The following is an 18,382-nucleotide window of genomic DNA, read 5'->3' on the forward strand; positions in this document are numbered from 1 at the left end:
AGGCTTTCGGAGAGTGTCGTGCCAGGCAGGTATCGCCCGTGTGCGCGGGCGGGGCAAGGGGCAAGCCGCTTCGAAGCGGCTTGGCAACGGGTTTGGAAACCCGTTGCAAGGGCTTTCGAAAGCCCTTGCGCGCCCGATCAGGCGGCCATGATCTCGGCCAGATGCGCGGCGCAGCCCCGAAGCGCGGCGTAATCGTCCGTCACCAGATCGACCGGAAACTGTGTCATGTAAGCGTTGAACCGGCCCTTGTCTGCAAAGGCCTCGGCAAACCCCAGGTGGCACAGGTGGGGACCAAGATGGCGCGTCACGCCGCCGACCAGATAGATGCCGCCAAAGGGCAGGGTGACCAGCGCCAGGTCGCCGGTGTAACGGCCCAGAAACCGTACAAAGAGCCGTGCCGCCCGCTGCGCGCGCGCCTCTCCGGCCTCGAATCCGGCCATGATCTCGGCGGCGGGCAGGGGCAGGCCGTCCCCTTCGTCGTGACAGACCCAGGCGTAAAGCCGTTCCAGCCCGCGGCCCGACAGGATCTCTTCCAGGCCCGGATGCCCGGTCTTTTCAGCGACCCAGTCGACCAGCCGCAATTCCTCGGCATCGCGCGCCAGAAGCGAGACATGCCCCGCCTCGGCTGGGGGCACCAGAGTGCGCGCCCCTTGGGTGTAGACGGGCACGGCGTTCAGCCCGGTGCCCACATTCACCACCAGCCGCACGGCATCTGCCGGGGCCTCGCGTCCGGTCAGGACGGGCGCCAGGCTGTCATGGCCAAGATGGGCGACGGCATAGCCCTGCGCCTGAAGGTCGTTCAGAACCGCGACACGCGCTGCTCCGATGCGCTTCTTGAGCGCGGCCGAATCCACCGTCCAGTCCAGGTTGGTCAGCGTGCCCACCCCGTCATGCACCGGCCCGGCCATGTCGATGCAGACACCGACGGGGGCCACTTTCTGGTCGGCCAGGTAGCTGTCCAGGATCGGTTCGATCCCGGCGTTCTCGGAGTTGCGAAAGCGGCGGATGCTGTCGTCCTGCACCTGGCCGTTCCGGCTCAGGGCAACCCGCGTGTTGGTGCCGCCGATGTCGGCGACAACGGAAAGCTCTTGCGTCATGGCGTGGCCTTTCAGGTGGTCAGGGCTTTGGCAAGCGCGTGATACGACGCCTTGGGTGTCCGCGCCAAGGTTTCGAAATCGACGTGGACAAGGCCAAAACGCTTTTCGTACCCCAGCGCCCATTCGTAGTTGTCCAGCAGCGACCAGGTGAAATAGCCCTTGAGCGGCACACCCTCGGCGATGGCCTGCCGGACCTTGTCCAGGTGCGCATCCAGGTAGGCGGTGCGGGCCGGGTCCTCGACCGTGCTGTCCTCCAGCACATCCGCGGACGCCATACCGTTCTCGGTGACGTAGAGGGGCAGGTCGCCGGTGTAGTCGCGCGCGGTGCGGGTCAGGAAGTTGTAGAGGCCCTCGGGGTAGATTTCCCAGTCCATGAAGGTCTTGGGCAGCGGGCCGTCGACCTCGCGGTAGTCGGGCCAGGGATGTCCGGCGGGGGCAATCAGCTTGCGCGTGTAGTAGTTGATCCCGCACCAGTCGAGAGGGGCGGTGATCGTCGGGAAATCCTCCTGCCAGCCCTCGGGCAGATGCGGCTCCAGCCCGTCCAGTGCTGCCTGGGGATAGGCGCCCTTGAACACGCCGCTCATGAACCATTGGTTGTAGATCGCGTCATAGCGGTCGGCGGCGGCGCGGGCGCCCTCGCTGTCGTCGGCGGGGTCGGCCCACTCCATGTTGAAGACCCCGCCCAGGTTGTTCATGCCCAGCCCGCGCATGGTTTCGATGGCGCGGCCATGCGCCAACAGGACATGGTGCATGGCGCGGGCCGTGGCGCGGATGTCGCGGACGCCGGGGGCGTGGTGGCCGTCGAAATGACTCAGCCAGGCGACGCACCACGGCTCGTTGATGGGCGCGACAGAGAACATCCGGTCGCCGATGCGTTCCATGATGACCTGTGTGAAATCGGCGAACCAGCTGGCGATGTCGCGATTGCGCCACCCGCCGAGATCCAGGAGGGGCGAGGGCAGTTCCCAGTGATAGAGCGTGGCGCAGGGTTTTATCCCGCGTTCCAGCAGCGAGTCGGCCAGGCGGTCGTAGAAATCCAGCCCTGCCTCATTCACCTGTCCGCGCCCCTCGGGCAGCACACGCGCCCAGCTGAGCGAAAAGCGGTAGGCATCGAACCCGGCTTGTTTGACCAGGTCCAGGTCCTCGCCGTAGCGGTGGTAGTGATCGCAGGCTTTGTCGCCGTTCTCGAAGCGGGTGACATTGCCCGGGGTGGCGGCGAAATCGTCCCATTGGGTACGACCGGCGCCACCAAAGGCGTGGCCCTCGATCTGGTAACTCGAGGTGGCGCAGCCGAAGAGGAAATCTCCGGGGAAATCGGATCTCTGGTTTTTCATGTTCAACCTTTATTGCGCGGGTCCGGTCGAGCTTCCTATGATCAGCTCGGCCTCCATCAACTGGGTCAGGGGCGCACGCGCGGGATTGCGGATCAGGTCCAGCAACATCTCCGCGGCCCGCATCCCGGCCAGGCGCACCGAGGAGCGCGTGGCGGTAAAGATCGGCACGTCATGGCCGTTACGCAGGTAGCCCAGGTCGTCGTCGTGGGTGATGACGGACACGTCCCGTCCCATTTCCAGCCCGGCCTCGTGAATCGCCCGGCGGACGCCGATGGCGGTGATCATCGAGGACACCAGGAACCCGGTGGGCGGATTGTCCAGCGCCAGCATCTCTGCCGCGCTGCGGTAACCATAGACCTCGGTCATCTCTTCGGAGCGCATCAGCGCCGGGTCCAGCGCGATGCCCCGGTCGGCCAGCGCCGCGCCATAGGCGACACGGCGGCGGTGGGCGAAATCCATGAATTCCAACCCGTTGATCAGGGCGATCCGCCGGTGGCCGAGGTCCAGCAGGAACTCGGTCGCCCGCTGGAAGGCGCGGCCGTTGTTGGTGTCCAACCAGGAATAGGGCAGGCTGACCTTGGAGGCGCGGCCATGCACGACAAAGGGCAGGCCGAGTTCTGTCAGCAGCGCGATCCGGCCGTCGGTCATGCGCGGGCCATGCACGATGATCCCGTCGACATTGCCCCGGCTGCGGATTGAACGGTAGGCCTGTTCCTCGTCCTTGTCGTCGACCAGGCTGATGACCACCTCGTAGCCGGCCTTGGAATAGGTTTGCCCCGCACCTGCGATGAAGTCGCCGAAGATCGGGTTCACCATCTCGTGCTGATCGCTGATCGGCAGGACGTGACCGATGGCATGGGCGCGCCCCGTGGCCAGCCCCTTGGCCCGGGCGTTGGGGCTGTAGTTCAGGTCCCGTGCAGCACGCAGAACCTTCTCCCGGGTCTTTTCACTCACCTCGGGGTAGCCGTTCAGCGCGCGGCTGACGGTGGTTTGCGAAAGGTTCAGGTGTTCGGCGAGCTGCTTCAGGTTCATGTCACGATAAGGCCCAAAGCGCTTCGGATTTGTCAAGAGAAGACAGGAGAGTCATTGCTGTGGTGCAGAAATCCTAGCTGCATTGCGGCATAAAATGTTCGGCAGATATAGGCGATCGTTGACAGATGGGGACGACTCGCAGATAGTGGCGCCACCCAAAGCGCTTTGAGAAACGCCGGTTTCGACAAGCGTGGGAAACGCAGGAGGACCCGCGCGAAGTGGCGCGGGATGGGAGGATCATCAATGAAGTCACCGTTTTACCTGAGCGTCGCGGCACTGGCCTTGGGCGCCAGCATGGCGCATGCGGAAAAACTGACCGTCTTCGGTCCCTGGCTGGGCCCGGACCAGGAACTGGCCGAGGACGTGCTGGATGCGTTTGCCGAACAGACGGGGCATGACGTGTCCTATGTCGGCTCGGACAGCTTCGAACAGCAGATCGTCGTGGATGCAGAGGCGGGGTCCGCCCCGCATATTGCCATTTTCCCGCAGCCCGGGCTGGCCTCCGACATGGCGTCGCGCGGCTTCCTTGCGCCGCTCAAGGATGGCACCGGTGACTGGATCCGCGACAACTACGCGGCAGGCGAAAGCTGGGTCGACCTGGGAACCTACACGGACAAGGACGGCGAGGACAAACTGTTCGGCTTTTTCTACAAGGTCGATGTGAAATCGCTGGTCTGGTACAACCCCGAGAACTTCCTCGATTTCGGTTACGAAGTGCCCGAGACGATGGAGGAGCTTCGCGAACTCGAACAGCAGATGATCGCCGATGGCGAGACGCCCTGGTGCGTCGGTCTGGGGTCGGGCGGGGCGACCGGCTGGCCGGCGACGGACTGGGTCGAGGACCTGATGCTGCGCACCCAGCCGCCCGAGGTTTATGACCAATGGGTCACCAACGAGATCCCCTTTGACGACCCGCGCGTGATCGCCGCAATCGAAGAGTTCGGCACCTTCATCGAGGATGGCAAGGTCGCCGGTGGCCGTGGCGCCGTCGCTTCGACCGACTTTCGCGACAGCCCCAAGGGCCTGTTCTCGGCACCGCCGCAGTGCATGATGCACCGTCAGGCCTCTTTTATCCCGACCTTCTTCCCGGAGGGAACAGAGGTCGGCCTGGACGCGGATTTCTTCTATTTCCCGGCTTACGAGAGTAAGGACCTGGGCCAGCCGGTGCTGGGCGCGGGCACGCTCTGGGCGATCACCAACGAGAACCAGGCGGCGCATGACCTGATCGCTTTCCTGCAGACCACCGAGGCGCATGAGATCTGGATGGCCAACGGCGGCTTCATGACGCCGCTGAAATCGGTCGATCCGTCCAAGTTCAAGGATGAGGCCACCGCCAAGATGAACCAGATCCTGCTGGATGCGACGACCTTCCGCTTTGACGGCTCTGACCTGATGCCCGGTGGCGTGGGCGCGGGCAGCTTCTGGACCGGCATGGTCGACTATGCCGGCGGCAAGCCCGCGGCAGAGGTAGCAAAGGAAATCCAGGACAGCTGGGACTCGCTGAAGTAATCGGCCTTTGCCTCAGGGGCTGCCCCCGCGCTGGGGGGCAGCCGAATTGACAGCCGAACCAAAAAAACAGGGGGGAGAGCGCCATGCATCCGGCATTGCAGGGGCTTCTGACAATCGTGATCGGTGTGGGGTCGTGTATCGGCTACTTCTGGGCGTCGAACCAGTTCCTCGACCGGGTGCTCTTCCCGGCGAAAGGCCCGAACGCCGGGCGCAACATCAACCGCGCCAACATGATCCGGCCCTGGCTGTTCCTGTTCCCGGCGCTGTTTGCGCTGTCGCTCTACCTTGCCTATCCGGTCTTTGAGACTTTGCGCCTGTCGCTGACAGACCGTGACCAGGGCGGGGCTTTTATCGGGTTGGCGAATTACACCCAGATGATGGGCGAAACCAAGTTCTGGGAGGCGATGGGCAACAACATGCTCTGGCTCATCGTGGTGCCCGCGCTGTCGACGGCCTTTGGCCTGCTCGCGGCGCAGCTGACCGACCGCATCGGTTGGGGCAATGTCGCCAAGTCACTGATCTTCATGCCGATGGCGATTTCCTTTGTCGGCGCGGCGGTGATCTGGAAGCTGGTCTATGATGCGCGCCCGCCGGATGCCGAACAGATCGGCGTGCTGAACGCGATCTATGTGTCGATCACCGGCAACGATCCGCAGCAATGGCTGACGATCCCCTTCTGGAACAACTTTTTCCTGATGATTGTGCTGGTCTGGATCCAGACTGGCTTTGCGATGGTGATCCTTTCGGCGGCCCTGCGCGGCATCCCCGAGGAAACGGTCGAGGCGGCCATCGTGGATGGCGCCAACCCGTTCCAGATCTTCTTCAAGATCAAGGTGCCGCAGATCATGCCGACGATCATGGTAGTCTGGACGACGATCACGCTTGTGGTGCTCAAGATCTTCGACATCGTCTTTGCCATGACCAATGGCCAATGGGGCACGCAGGTCCTGGCCAACTACATGTTCGACAAGCTGTTCCGCGCCAATGACTGGGGCGTCGGATCGGCCTCGGCCATCGTCATCATGCTGCTGGTCACGCCGATCCTGGTCTGGAACGTGCGGCAGGCCCGCAAGGAAATGCGGTAAGCACCCCTCAAGCAGCGAAGCGGTAGGGCAACAAGGAAAGCAGGCATCATGGACAATATCGCTGGTCACAAGTCCTCGCTCACCTGGGCTGTGCATATCTCGGTCGTGCTGCTGGTGGCGCTCTGGCTGTTCCCGACGGTGGGGCTGTTCGTCTCCTCTTTCCGCACGGCGGACCAGATCGCCTCGTCGGGCTGGTGGAACGCGCTGTTCCCGACCGAACAATCGCTGACCCTGCGCACGGACTCTCCCGAGGCACAGGTGCAACAGGAGGGGGTCTACGTGCTGGAGGGCAACCTGTTCGCGGTCGAGGGGCGCGAGACCGCGCCGATCTCGTCCTTTGGCGTGTCCTCTCGTGACATCTCGGCCTTTGCGCCCGGCGACACCGCCGAACTGCGCCGGGGCGGGACGATCACCGTGCAGGAAAACGGTGACTACCGGCTTGTCTCCGAAGAGGAAATTCGGGGCGGGCGTGGGGCCCGGATCTTTGTCACAGCAGAGATTCCGCCTGAGTTCACATTGCGTAACTATGACACCGTCCTGGGGCAGGACGTGGTCAAGCAGCTGGCGATCTACATCGCGGCGGCGGCCATCCTTTGGGGGGTGATGCGGTATACCCTGGCTTCACAGCCCGCGATCGTGGCGCAGGGGGCGCCCGTCGTGGGGGGGATTGTGCTGCTGGTCCTGCTGGCCGCGACATTCGGCCTGTCCAGTGGCGCCGCAGAAGGGGCGCAGACCACAGACGACATGGGCCGCGCCTTTTTCAGCACGTTGACGGTGACGGTTCCGGCCACGATCATCCCCATCGTGGTGGCCGCCTTTGCCGCCTATGCCCTGGCCTGGATGGATTTCCCGGGCCGGGCGCTGCTGATCGCCTTTGTCGTGGGCCTGTTGGTGGTGCCTCTGCAACTGGCGCTGATCCCGCTGTTGAAGCTGCATCTGGCCATCGGCATCGGCAAGGGCTACCTCGGGGTCTGGCTGGCGCATACCGGGTTTGGCCTGCCGCTGGCGGTCTACCTGTTGCGCAACTACATGGCCGGCCTGCCGCGCGACATCATCGAGAACGCCCGCGTGGACGGCGCGACGGAGTTTCAGATCTTTACCAAGATCATCCTGCCGCTGTCCTTCCCTGCGCTGGCCAGTTTTGCCATCTTCCAGTTCCTCTGGACCTGGAACGACCTGCTGGTGGCCAAGGTCTTTCTGATCGACGCGACGGGACAGACCACGGTCATGACCAACCAGATCGTCGAGCTGCTGGGCACGCGGGGCGGCAACTGGGAAATCCTGGCGACGGCGGCCTTTGTCAGTATCGCGGTGCCGCTGGTCGTCTTCTTTGCCATGCAACGCTACCTCGTGCGCGGCCTGCTGGCCGGCTCTGTCAAGTGAACACTGCGCCCCGGACCCGGTCCGGGGCCCAACCCTGCGGGCACCGGGACAAGAGGTCCCGGGGCAAGCCCGGGACGCGAAGGACCAAGACATGAACGCGCAACTTCAAACCCAGACCGACCCCAGCGCCGACAAGGACTGGTGGCGCGGCGCGGTGATCTACCAGATCTATCCACGCAGCTACCAGGACAGCAACGGCGACGGCGTGGGCGACCTGAACGGCATCACGGCGCGGCTGCCCTATGTGGCCAGCCTCGGTGTCGACGCCATCTGGATCTCGCCTTTCTTCACCTCGCCGATGAAGGACTTCGGCTATGACGTCAGCGATTACTGCGACGTCGATCCGATGTTCGGCTCGCTGTCCGATTTCGACGTCATGGTGGACACGGCGCATAAGCTGGGCATTCGGGTGATGATAGACCTGGTGCTGTCGCATACCTCGGACCAGCACCCCTGGTTCGCGCAAAGCCGGGCCAATCGCGACAATCCAAAGGCAGACTGGTACGTCTGGGCCGACCCCAAACCTGACGGCACCCCGCCCAACAACTGGCTGTCGATCTTCGGCGGCTCTGCCTGGCATTGGGACGCCCGGCGCGAGCAATACTACCTGCACAACTTCCTGACAGAGCAGCCGGACCTGAACTTTCACAACCCGGATGTGCAGGAGGCCCTGCTGAATGTGGTCCGCTTCTGGCTGGATCGCGGCGTCGACGGCTTCCGCCTGGATACGATCAACTTTTACGTCCACGACCAGCAGCTGCGCGACAACCCGCCCTTGCCGGTGGATCAGCGCGATGCCTCCATCGCGCCGCGGGTGAACCCCTACAATCACCAGCTGCATCTTTACGACAAGAACCGCCCCGAGAACCTGGACTTCCTGGCCCGCTTCCGCGCGGTGCTGGACGAATACGACGCCACCACGGCGGTGGGAGAGGTCGGTGACGCCCAGAAGGGGCTGGAGATCATGGGCGAATACACCGCCGGGGACGAGCGGGTGCACATGTGCTATTCCTTCGAGTTCCTCTCCGGCACCCAGCCGGACGCGGCGCGCATTGCCGATGTGATGGAGCGGGTCGACACGGTGGTGCCGGACGGCTGGGCCTGCTGGGCCTTTTCCAACCATGACGTTGTGCGCCATGCCTCGCGGTGGGAACTGTCACCCTCCGCGCAAAAGGCCTTTGCCACGCTGATGATGTGCCTGCGCGGGTCGGTCTGCATCTACCAGGGCGAGGAACTGGGCCTGCCCGAGGCGGATGTGCCCTTCGAGGATCTGCAGGACCCCTACGGGATCGAATTCTGGCCCGAGTTCAAGGGCCGCGACGGGTGCCGCACGCCGATGGTCTGGGAAAAGTCCAACCAGAACGGCGGCTTTACCACCGGCGATCCCTGGCTGCCGGTCAGTCACGCGCATCTGGGCCACGCGGTGTCCGAGCAGGAACATGACCCCGGCGCGCTCTTGCACCACTATCGCAAGGCGATCCATTTCCGCGCGACCCATCCCGCGCTGGTCAAAGGCACGCATGACAAGGTCAAAGCGACAGGCAGCATCGTCCATTTCATCCGCAGCCACGAGGGCGAAGAGGTCTTTGTCGCGGTCAACATGAGCGGTGAGCCCGCCGTGATCGAGATGCCCGCCGGCAACTGGCAGCAGATCGGGCAGGAACTGGGCAGCGCCACGGCGGCGCCGGACGGCAAGCTGCACCTGGGACCCTGGCAGCCCGCGCTCGCGCGGCGGCAGGCATAAAGAGAAAAAGGGGAGGGGACATGGCCAATCTGAGACTGACCGATGTCGAAAAGACCTATGGCGGCACCGTGCAGGTGCTGCGCGACATCAACCTCGAGATCGACGAGGGCGAGCTGATCGTCTTCGTCGGCCCCTCGGGCTGTGGCAAGTCCACGCTCTTGCGGATGATCGCCGGGCTGGAAAAGATCACCGGCGGCACGCTGGAAATCGACGGGCAGGTGGTCAACGACGTGCCGCCCGCGCAGCGCGGGATCGCGATGGTGTTCCAGAGCTACGCTCTGTACCCGCATATGACCGTGCGCGAGAACATGTCCTTTGCCTTGAAACTGGCCAAGAAATCCCCCGACGAGATCGAGGCGGCGGTGGATCGTGCCGCGAAGATGCTGCAACTGGAACCCTATCTGGACCGCTTGCCCAAGGCCCTGTCGGGCGGGCAGCGTCAGAGGGTGGCCATCGGCCGGTCGCTGGTGCGCGATCCCAAGGTCTACCTCTTCGACGAGCCGCTCTCGAACCTCGACGCGGCCTTGCGGGTGGCGACGCGGATCGAGATCGCGCAGCTAAAGGAACAGATGCCCGACCGGACCATGATCTACGTCACCCATGACCAGGTCGAGGCGATGACGCTTGCCACCCGGATCGTCGTGCTGGCCAACAAGGGCATCGCGCAGGTTGGCAGCCCGCTGGATCTGTACGAGCGGCCCAACAGCGAGTTCGTGGCGCAGTTCATCGGTTCTCCCTCGATGAACCTGCTGCCCGGCGAAGTGATCGAGACCGGCGCGCAGACCCGCGTGAAACTGGATGGCGGCGGCACGGCCCTGTCCGACTATCCGACCACCGAGGCCGACAAGGGACTGCGGGTCAACGTTGGCGTCCGCCCCGAGGATTTCGTGCCCACCGAGGACGTGCCGATTTATTCCGGCAAGGTCGAGATCACCGAGGCCCTGGGCGAGGTGACGCTGCTCTATTTCGAGGCCGAAGGCGAGGGCGACCCGGTCATCGGCAAGCTGCCCGGCATCCACCGCGAAATGCGCGGCAAGGAGGTCTCGCTGGGGGCAGAGCCGCACAAGGTGCACCTCTTCGCGGAGGGCGTGTCTCTGCTCTATCGGTGAGGGGCAGGAGTTCGGGCGCGGACACCCTGTATGTGCCTGCCTCCAGAACTCTCCGGGGCTGTCCTGTCGTGCGTCGGGCTGGCCGTTTAGTCGTGCTCAGACCCCAACGACGTCGGGACGCAGAGAGTAGAAAATATAGAGTACCTCGGCCTTTTCGCGATCCCCCGCTCCGGCGTTGGTAAGCGCCTTCATCAGGTCATCGACGGCCGCCATGTACTCATTGTCGGAGATGTTCATGTGCTTGTGCGCGCTGAGCATGTCCAGCCCGTCGTAGGTGTTCGGACCGCCAGAGCCCATCGAAAAGAACCCGGCGGCCTTTTTCTTCATGGCTACCGGATCGCTGCCCGCGAAACGCTTTCCGATCAGAGGGTTGGCAATGTGATTATCGACAAGGTCGGAGGCAATCCGGGCAATGCCTTCGGCCCCTCCGAGGCGGGTGTACAGGGTGTCGGTCATGGGTTTCTCCAATCTTTTGGGTGTCTGCGGCAAGGATGAAAGAAACCGGAACAACCCGATAGTCCTGAAACTGGACTCGACCAGCGCCACCTGTCAGCCGATGAGTTTCCTCTGGCCCGCAAATGTGCTGAGGCCCATCCACTTGGTGATGGTCCGGGCCAATGCCGGGTCCCCGTCAATGCGCAGCCGGGACCCGGCGTCTCCGACCGGGATCAGCCCCAGCCAGATCGCTGTCATGGTCCTGAGATCGGTGGTGATCCAAAGATCCACGTCAAAGCCAGGATCGGTGGCGCAGAGATCGACCCGCGCCTCTGGATCGACGATCAGCCACCAGGTCTGGCGATTGATGGGAAGATCCGGATAGCGGAACTGCACGACAGTTCGGTGGGGTGGCAGCGGGGCCGGGTTGATGTTGCGCCTCATGTCCCACATCAACAGGGAGACATCGAGATTTTCGAGCGTGGCTTCCGTCTCGACCCATTTCTGCCCCCAAAGGCCAAAGGCTTCGATGACGGGTTTCAGATCACGCCCGGCCTCGGTCAGCCGGTACTCGTGAACACCCTGTTCCCGCTCCGATGGGAGCCGCGAAACGATACCGGCGGCTTCAAGGTCTTTCAGCCGTTGCGACAGAAGCGTGGGCGACATCCGCGGGACACCCCGGCGCAGATCGCCGAACCGCGTCGACCCGGCGATCATTTCGCGGATGAGAACCAGCGTCCATCTTGTGCAGAGTATCTCTGACGCCATCGCGACCGGGCAGAATTGCCCGTAAGAGCCTCTTGTCATGCCATCGTCCTCCAAGACCGACGTGGCCCAGGAGCCGAGCGTAGCAGGCCCGACGCCAATCTCAATTTGCGTGGGCATGGTCCCATCCGAAAGAGATGCGTGCCAGTTTTCGTGTGGCTTGTTTTTCCTGGGGGCTGGCATTCCTCCGCAGGCATGAACGACACAGGCCGGCCCCCTTGCGAGGACCGGCCTGTGTTTTTCTTGCGCCAGCTTTACTCCGGCTCGTAGGTCAGTTCGATAGGCTTGCGGAACAGGACCGTGTCGTCCTGGCCCATCACGTAGCGCAGCTCGTACTTGCCTGGACCTTCGGGCAGTTTCAGCACCAGCGGGCTGTCCTCGGAGGTGTGCTTGTAGGTGCTGTACTTGTTGTCGGGCTCTCCGACACGGGCAAGACTGATGTAGTCGCCCTTGTAGTCCGGCCCGTCCCAATCCAGCCCCAGGACCGCCCCGGCCGGCACCTGTTCCGGTGCGTCGATGCTGGCCGTCACCTCTGTCAGGGTGATCTGGTTGCTGGCCACCACGCGGGGGCTGTCTCCGGCGGCGACATAGCGGATTTCGTAGGTGCCCGGTTCCGCCGGCAGCCGCAGCAGCAGGGGAGAGCCTTCGCGGGTGTAGGTGTAAAAGTGGTACTTGTTGTCGGCCATGTCGGCGTCGGCCACGGTGACATAATCCTTGTCGTAGCCGGGGCCCTCCCATGTCACCAGCACAGAGGCACCGGCCCGCGCCTCGGTTACCACGTCGAGCGTGGCGCTGACGTCAGAGACCTCGATCGTCTGGCTCGCCAGAACGGTACGGTCCTGCCGCATGACATAGCGGATTTCGTAGGTGCCGGCATCGGCGGGCAGCGTCAGGTCCAGAGGCGAGCCGTTACGGGTGTAGGTGTAGTTCACATACCCATCGTCGCCGATCTCGGACACGGTGATGTAGTCGCCGTCATAGTCCGGCCCGGTCCAGGTCACCGGGATGTCCGATCCCGCCGCGCCCGTGGGCGCCACGTCCAGCGTGGCCGCGACCTCTGTCACCTCGATCGCCCGCGTGGCCAGAACGGTCCGGTCCTGGCGCATGAAATAGCGCAGCTCGTAGGTGCCCGGTTCGGAGGGCATCTTGAGCGTCAGGGGCGTGCCGTCACGGGTGTAGGTGTAGTTGACATAGCCCTTGTCGTCTGGCCTCGAGACGGCGATGTAATCGCCCTCGTAGTCCGGTCCCGTCCAGGTCACCGGGATGTCGGCGCCCACCTCCGCCGTCTCTGCGGCCTCCAGGCTGGCGTCCAGCGCCGTCACCTCGATCATGCGGGTGGCCAGCACGGTCCGGTCCTGGCGCATGAAGTAGCGCAATTCATAGGTGCCCGGCTCGGGCGGCATCACCAGCGAGGCGGGAGAGCCGTCACGGGTGTAGCTGTAGTTGACATAGCCCTTGTCGCCGGGTTCCGAGACGGCGATGTAGTCGCCGTCATAATCCGGACCGGTCCATGTCACCGGGATGGTTGCGCCGGTGGGCACGCTGCCGTCCGCATCAAGGCTCGCCTCGGCCGCAGTGACGGTGATCGCCTGCGTGGCCAGCGTCTGGCGCCCATCCCGCAGGACGTAGCGCAGCTCATATTCCCCGGGTTCGGGCGGCATGACCAGTTGCGCGGGCGTGCCGTCGCGGGTGTAGGTGTAGTTCACATACCCCTTGTCGTCGGGCTTGGAGACGGTGACGTAATCGCCGTCCTCGTCCGGGCCTTCCCAGGTGACGGGGATCGTCGATCCGGCCACCGCCTGTTCCGGCCCGCTGACCAGCGCCTCGGGCAGGGAGCTGGGCAGGACAAGGTTGACGGTCTGGGTTGCGTCGGTCACGTCAAAGCTTTTCTCGACGCTGGTTTCGTCCTCGGGGCGCAGCACGGTCACGGTATAGCTGCCTGCGGTCAGGTCGACGTCCAGCGAGGCGCTCTGCTGGAAGTCCACGATCACCTCTTCACCCCGGCGCAGATCCCAGACCAACGGGGTTTCGATGGTGCCGCCGTCGGCGCCATCCTGTGCCACGAAACGGGTTGTATAGGTGGCCGCCGGCTGTGCCTGCGTCACCTCGGTCAGGGCCTTGCCCAGCTCGCTGGCATTGGCCGCCAGCAGGAACTGGCCGCCGGTCTCGTCGGCCATGCATTGCATCTGGCGGCGCGCCTCTGGGTCGCTGACGTCAAAGCCGATCACATGGACGGTCAGGTCCACTCCGGCCTCTTCCAGCGCGCGGGCGGCGGCGCAGGGATCGGGGTTGCAGGTCTCGATCCCGTCGGAGACCAGGATCACCGTGGCCGGATCCTCGGTGTATTTCAGCGCCTGGGCGGCCTGGATGACGGCATCGGTCATCGGCGTCTTGCCGCGCGGGCGCAGCTTGTTCACCTGGGCTGCGATGGCGTCGCGGCTGGCGGCGCCCGGTTCCACAAGGGTCTGGATGTCAGTGCAATCGCCCTTGGTCCGGTGGCCATAGGCGGTCAGTCCCAGCGCCTGAGTCTCGGGCAGGGAGGACAGGAGGTCGCCGACCACGCCCTGCGCGATGGTGATTTTTGCGACCCCGTCGATCTGACCCCACATGGAGCCGGACGCATCGAGGACGAGAATGGACTTGCTGTCTTCCTGTGCGGCGGCAAAGGCCGGAACAAGGCAAAGCGCCAGAGCGGCGCGGCGAAACCCGGTCATGAAATCCCCCTTTTTGGCGGTAATATGCTGCTACCCTGCACCGAAGGGCCGCGCCCGGGCAAGGAAAGGTTTACCCCACTGGCGCCCGCTTTCCGACCAGCCTGCGGCGTGAGGAAGCACGCCGGCGGAATTCCGGGCGCTGTCGCGTTTGTTCACACTTCGTTCACGTTTTTCGATTGGCGGTCTCGTCGAATTCCACTATGTCTACGCAGGTTGCAATGCCGGGGGTGAGTGATGCCGGAACTCAAGCAGATCGAAGTCCGAGGGGCGCGCGAACACAATCTCAAGTCGATCGACGTGGATATCCCGCGAGATCAACTGGTTGTCATCACCGGCCTTAGCGGGTCGGGCAAGTCCAGCCTCGCCTTCGATACCATCTATGCCGAGGGTCAGCGCCGCTATGTCGAGTCGCTGAGCGCCTATGCACGACAGTTCCTGGACATGATGGAAAAGCCCGATGTCGACCACATCAGCGGCTTGTCGCCCGCGATTTCCATCGAGCAAAAGACCACGTCCAAGAACCCGCGCTCGACCGTCGGCACGGTGACAGAGATCTACGACTACATGCGGCTGCTCTTTGCCCGCGTCGGCACGCCCTATTCGCCGGCGACAGGCCTGCCCATCGAGGCGCAGCAGGTGCAGGACATGGTCGACCGGGTCATGGCGATGGAGGAAGGCACGCGTGCCTTCCTGCTGGCCCCCATCGTTCGCGACCGCAAAGGCGAATACCGCAAGGAATTCCTGGAATTGCGCAAGCAGGGGTTCCAGCGGGTGAAGGTGGACGGCGAATTCCACGAGCTGGATGAGCCGCCGACACTGGACAAGAAATTCCGCCACGACATCGACGTTGTCGTCGACCGGATCGTTGTCCGTGAGGGCATGGAAACACGGCTGGCCGACAGTTTTCGCACCGCGCTGGACCTCGCCGATGGGATCGCGGTTCTGGAAACCGCACCGCGCGAAGGCGACCCGGAGCGGATCACCTTCAGCGAAAATTTTGCCTGTCCCGTCAGCGGGTTCACGATCCCCGAGATCGAACCGCGCCTGTTCTCCTTCAACGCGCCGTTCGGCGCTTGCCCGGAATGCGACGGGCTGGGGGTGGAGCTGTTCTTTGACGAACGCCTGGTGGTGCCGGACCAGACGCTGAAGATCAGCGATGGCGCGCTTGCACCCTGGCGCAAGGGCAAGTCACCTTATTTCCTGCAGACCATCGAGGCCATCGCCAAACACTACGAGTTCGACAAGAACGCCCGGTGGAAGGACCTGCCCGCGCATGTGCAGCAGGTGTTCCTTTACGGTTCGGGCGATGAGGAAATCCAGTTTCGCTATGACGAGGGCGGGCGCGTCTACCAGGTGAGCCGGGTCTTCGAGGGTGTCATTCCCAACATGGAGCGGCGCTATCGCGAGACGGATTCGAACTGGATCCGTGAGGAATTCGAGCGCTATCAGAACAACCGCGACTGCGGCACCTGCGGCGGCTATCGCCTGCGGGAAGAGGCACTTGCGGTCAAGATTGCCGGGTTGCATGTCGGGCAGGTGGTCGAGATGTCGATCAAGCAGGCCTTTGACTGGTGCGAAACCGTGCCCGCAAGCCTGACCAGCCAGAAGAACGAGATCGCCAAGGCCATCCTCAAGGAAATCCGCGAGCGGCTGGGCTTTCTGAACAACGTCGGCCTTGAATATCTCACGCTAAGCCGTTCTGCCGGAACGCTTTCCGGCGGTGAGAGCCAGCGTATCCGGCTGGCCAGCCAGATCGGCTCGGGCCTGACCGGGGTGCTCTACGTGCTCGACGAACCTTCGATTGGTCTGCACCAGCGCGACAACTCGCGACTGCTGGACACGCTCAAGAACCTGCGCGACCAGGGCAACACGGTGCTGGTGGTCGAACACGATGAAGAGGCGATCCGCGAGGCGGATTACGTCTTTGACATCGGTCCTGGCGCCGGGGTGCACGGTGGTCAGGTCGTGTCGCAGGGCACGCCCGAGGAGGTCGCCAGCGATCCCGCCAGCCTGACGGGCCAGTACCTGAGCGTCACGCGAGAGATCGCCGTTCCCGACAAGCGTCGGAAGGGAAACAGGAAAAAGCTGAAGGTGGTGAAGGCGACGGGCAACAACCTGAAAGAGGTGACCGTCGATTTCCCGCTCGGCAAGTTCGTCTGCGTGACCGGCGTTTCGGGCGGCGGCAAGTCCACCCTGACCATTGAAACCCTGTTCAAGTCGGCCAGCATGGCGCTGAACGGTGCGCGGCAGACGCCCGCACCCTGCGAGACGATCAAGGGGCTGGAGCATCTGGACAAGGTCATCGACATCGACCAACGGCCCATCGGGCGGACTCCGCGTTCTAATCCAGCAACTTACACCGGGGCCTTCACCCCGATCCGCGACTGGTTCGCCGGCCTGCCAGAGGCCAAGGCGCGCGGCTACAAGCCCGGGCGGTTCAGCTTCAACGTCAAGGGCGGGCGATGTGAGGCCTGCCAGGGCGATGGCGTCATCAAGATCGAGATGCACTTTCTGCCGGATGTCTACGTCACCTGCGAGACCTGCAAGGGCGCGCGGTACAATCGCGAAACTCTGGAAATTCTCTTCAAGGGCAAGAGTATAGCGGACGTTCTTGATATGACGGTGGAGGACGCGCAGGAGTTCTTCAAGGCGGTTCCGGCGATCCGGGACAAGATGGACGCGCTGATGCGCGTGGGCCTTGGTTATATCAAGGTGGGCCAGCAGGCGACCACGCTTTCGGGCGGTGAGGCGCAGCGGGTCAAGCTGTCCAAGGAACTGGCCAAGCGCTCGACCGGTCGGACGCTGTATATCCTGGACGAGCCGACCACGGGCCTGCACTTTGAAGATGTGCGCAAGCTATTGGAAGTGCTGCACGAATTGGTCGAGGCCGGGAATACGGTGGTGGTGATCGAACATAATCTGGACGTCATCAAGACCGCCGACTGGATCGTCGATATCGGCCCCGAGGGCGGCGATGGCGGTGGCCAGATCGTCGCTGAAGGCACGCCCGAACAGGTGGCCGAGGTCGCGGCCTCGCACACCGGGCACTATCTGAAGCCGATGCTGAAACCGCGCAAGGTGGCGGCGGAGTGAGGCCGCTCGCGCTATTGCTGTGTCTTTGGGCAGGCGCGGCCAACGCGGACTGGCAGATCTGGTCCCTCGAGGATGCCAGCCAGATCCTGGACTGTGCGGTTGTCATCGAGATGTTCGAAGAGCCCGACGGGGAGGCCCTGCCGACAGATTTCGCCGCGGCGGCAGAGGCGCTGAGGGCCTCGGTGGCAATGTACCATGGCGACACCTTTGTCCGGCAGGTCAGCCGGGAGCGCAGGGACTATTGGAGTCGGAAGCCATCATTCGGAAGCCATCATTCGACCGGGCTGATGCCGCCGATCTGCGGCACCTGCTGCCCGAATGTGCGAAATGGGTAGAGGGGCATGGCTATTGACGCCACGCCCCGCTCCGAATGGCCTGGTATTCGGCTGCCGCAGGACGGCGGGATGATCAGTCCAGCAGCGCAGCGAGGGAGCCGATGAAATTCAGGATTTCGCCGGTCTCGCGATCCACGCGGACAACCTCGTCACCCAGGCGGTAATAGGTGCGATCCGGGTCCAGCCCATAGCGCAGCGGATCGCCAAGCACGACGTAGTCATCCGTGATGTAGTAGCGGTCGCGGTCCGGTGCCTTGACGCCCTTCTTGGCCAGGCCGGGCGGTACGCAGGCCGGGTCTTTCTTGGCCAGTCCGGGCGGACAGCCTTTCGGCTGGGCCGTGGCGGGCAGGGCCAGCGGCATGGCGGCCAGGACGAGGATGGCAAGTGAGCGGGTCTTCATGGTCGGGTCTCCTGTGTCTTCGGAGGAAATACCCCCCGGAGCCTTCAGGTTCCGACAAAAGTCATGCCCCCGGCGAAACCTTGCCGGGGACGTCGGGACCGCGCGGTTACTTGCGGGCGCAGGTCTTGATGCCCAGCAGGCTGTAGGGCGGGCAGGACCCCATCGCGGCGGTGGCCAGCATGACCACACCGACGATCAGGGCAACCCAGGCCCAGGTGCCGCTGAGCCATGCAAAGAAGGCGATCACCAGCAGGATGCCGACAACAGCGCGGATGGCGCGATCGGCGGACCCCATGTTTTTCTCGAACATAATTTTTCCCCAGACAAAGGTTCATTTCCGGGTGAGC

15 protein-coding genes are annotated in these 18,382 nt (G+C 63.9%); 7 read left to right on the forward strand and 8 right to left on the reverse strand.

Annotation, left to right across the window (positions count from 1 at the left end):
* Positions 1–137 precede the first annotated feature (137 nt).
* From KZZ07_RS15090 to KZZ07_RS15100, 3 genes are read right to left on the reverse strand one after another with little or no spacing between them, the layout of a single operon-like run.
* Positions 138–1,097 carry a glucokinase gene (locus tag KZZ07_RS15090; protein WP_219515358.1) on the reverse strand — a complete coding sequence of 320 codons (960 nt, stop codon included), beginning with the start codon at positions 1,095–1,097 and terminating at the stop codon, positions 138–140.
* 11 nt (positions 1,098–1,108) lie between these two features.
* On the reverse strand, positions 1,109–2,431 hold the full coding sequence (locus KZZ07_RS15095; RefSeq protein WP_219515359.1) for a GH1 family beta-glucosidase: 1,323 nt from the start codon (positions 2,429–2,431) through the stop codon (positions 1,109–1,111).
* A gap of 9 nt (positions 2,432–2,440) precedes the next feature.
* A complete protein-coding gene (locus tag KZZ07_RS15100; protein WP_219515361.1) occupies positions 2,441–3,463 on the reverse strand; it encodes a substrate-binding domain-containing protein in 1,023 nt (340 codons plus the stop codon).
* A 243-nt stretch (positions 3,464–3,706) separates the two neighbouring features.
* Here KZZ07_RS15100 and KZZ07_RS15105 point away from each other — a divergent pair, with 243 nt between their 5' ends.
* The 5 genes from KZZ07_RS15105 to KZZ07_RS15125 all read left to right on the forward strand — a co-directional run bounded on the left by KZZ07_RS15105 (position 3,707) and on the right by KZZ07_RS15125 (position 10,293).
* Positions 3,707–4,972, forward strand: coding sequence for an ABC transporter substrate-binding protein (locus KZZ07_RS15105; RefSeq protein WP_219515365.1), 1,266 nt, complete (start codon positions 3,707–3,709; stop codon positions 4,970–4,972).
* An 83-nt stretch (positions 4,973–5,055) separates the two neighbouring features.
* Positions 5,056–6,057, forward strand: a complete 1,002-nt coding sequence (locus KZZ07_RS15110; RefSeq protein WP_219515367.1) for a carbohydrate ABC transporter permease — start codon at positions 5,056–5,058, stop codon at positions 6,055–6,057.
* Positions 6,058–6,105: 48 nt separating this feature from the next.
* Positions 6,106–7,440: a carbohydrate ABC transporter permease gene (locus KZZ07_RS27735; RefSeq protein ID WP_255564377.1), complete on the forward strand. Its 1,335-nt coding sequence runs from the start codon at positions 6,106–6,108 to the stop codon at positions 7,438–7,440.
* Between the two features lie 91 nt (positions 7,441–7,531).
* A complete protein-coding gene (bglA, locus tag KZZ07_RS15120) occupies positions 7,532–9,184 on the forward strand; it encodes a beta-galactosidase BglA (RefSeq protein WP_219515368.1) in 1,653 nt (550 codons plus the stop codon).
* A gap of 20 nt (positions 9,185–9,204) precedes the next feature.
* Entirely contained in the window at positions 9,205–10,293 is a 1,089-nt protein-coding gene (locus tag KZZ07_RS15125; RefSeq protein ID WP_219515371.1) for an ABC transporter ATP-binding protein, read from the forward strand.
* Between the two features lie 96 nt (positions 10,294–10,389).
* Here KZZ07_RS15125 and KZZ07_RS15130 read toward each other — a convergent pair whose 3' ends face one another.
* The 3 genes from KZZ07_RS15130 to KZZ07_RS15140 all read right to left on the reverse strand — a co-directional run bounded on the left by KZZ07_RS15130 (position 10,390) and on the right by KZZ07_RS15140 (position 14,207).
* Positions 10,390–10,749: a group I truncated hemoglobin gene (locus tag KZZ07_RS15130; RefSeq protein ID WP_219515373.1), complete on the reverse strand. Its 360-nt coding sequence runs from the start codon at positions 10,747–10,749 to the stop codon at positions 10,390–10,392.
* Positions 10,750–10,842: 93 nt separating this feature from the next.
* Positions 10,843–11,535, reverse strand: a complete 693-nt coding sequence (locus tag KZZ07_RS15135; RefSeq protein WP_219515375.1) for a winged helix-turn-helix transcriptional regulator — start codon at positions 11,533–11,535, stop codon at positions 10,843–10,845.
* Positions 11,536–11,747: 212 nt separating this feature from the next.
* The gene (locus KZZ07_RS15140) at positions 11,748–14,207 is read right to left on the reverse strand and encodes a vWA domain-containing protein (protein WP_219515377.1); all 2,460 of its coding nucleotides are present in this window, start codon (positions 14,205–14,207) and stop codon (positions 11,748–11,750) included.
* A 234-nt stretch (positions 14,208–14,441) separates the two neighbouring features.
* Between KZZ07_RS15140 and uvrA the strand changes: the two genes are divergently transcribed.
* Both uvrA and KZZ07_RS15150 read left to right on the forward strand, forming a co-directional pair.
* Positions 14,442–17,300 carry an excinuclease ABC subunit UvrA gene (uvrA, locus tag KZZ07_RS15145; RefSeq protein ID WP_219515380.1) on the forward strand — a complete coding sequence of 953 codons (2,859 nt, stop codon included), beginning with the start codon at positions 14,442–14,444 and terminating at the stop codon, positions 17,298–17,300.
* Entirely contained in the window at positions 17,297–17,635 is a 339-nt protein-coding gene (locus tag KZZ07_RS15150; protein ID WP_219515382.1) for a hypothetical protein, read from the forward strand. The genes uvrA and KZZ07_RS15150 overlap by 4 nt, the downstream gene beginning before the upstream one ends.
* 73 nt (positions 17,636–17,708) lie before the next feature.
* Here the strand turns inward: KZZ07_RS15150 and KZZ07_RS15155 are convergent, their stop codons facing one another.
* Both KZZ07_RS15155 and KZZ07_RS15160 read right to left on the reverse strand, forming a co-directional pair.
* Positions 17,709–18,035 carry an excinuclease ABC subunit A gene (locus tag KZZ07_RS15155; RefSeq protein ID WP_219515383.1) on the reverse strand — a complete coding sequence of 109 codons (327 nt, stop codon included), beginning with the start codon at positions 18,033–18,035 and terminating at the stop codon, positions 17,709–17,711.
* Positions 18,036–18,141: 106 nt separating this feature from the next.
* Positions 18,142–18,345, reverse strand: a complete 204-nt coding sequence (locus KZZ07_RS15160) for a YgaP family membrane protein (RefSeq protein WP_219515385.1) — start codon at positions 18,343–18,345, stop codon at positions 18,142–18,144.
* Positions 18,346–18,382 lie beyond the last annotated feature (37 nt).

Source organism: Mameliella sp. CS4 (genome assembly GCF_019392335.1).
In the GTDB taxonomy this organism is placed as follows: Bacteria; Pseudomonadota; Alphaproteobacteria; order Rhodobacterales; family Rhodobacteraceae; genus Antarctobacter.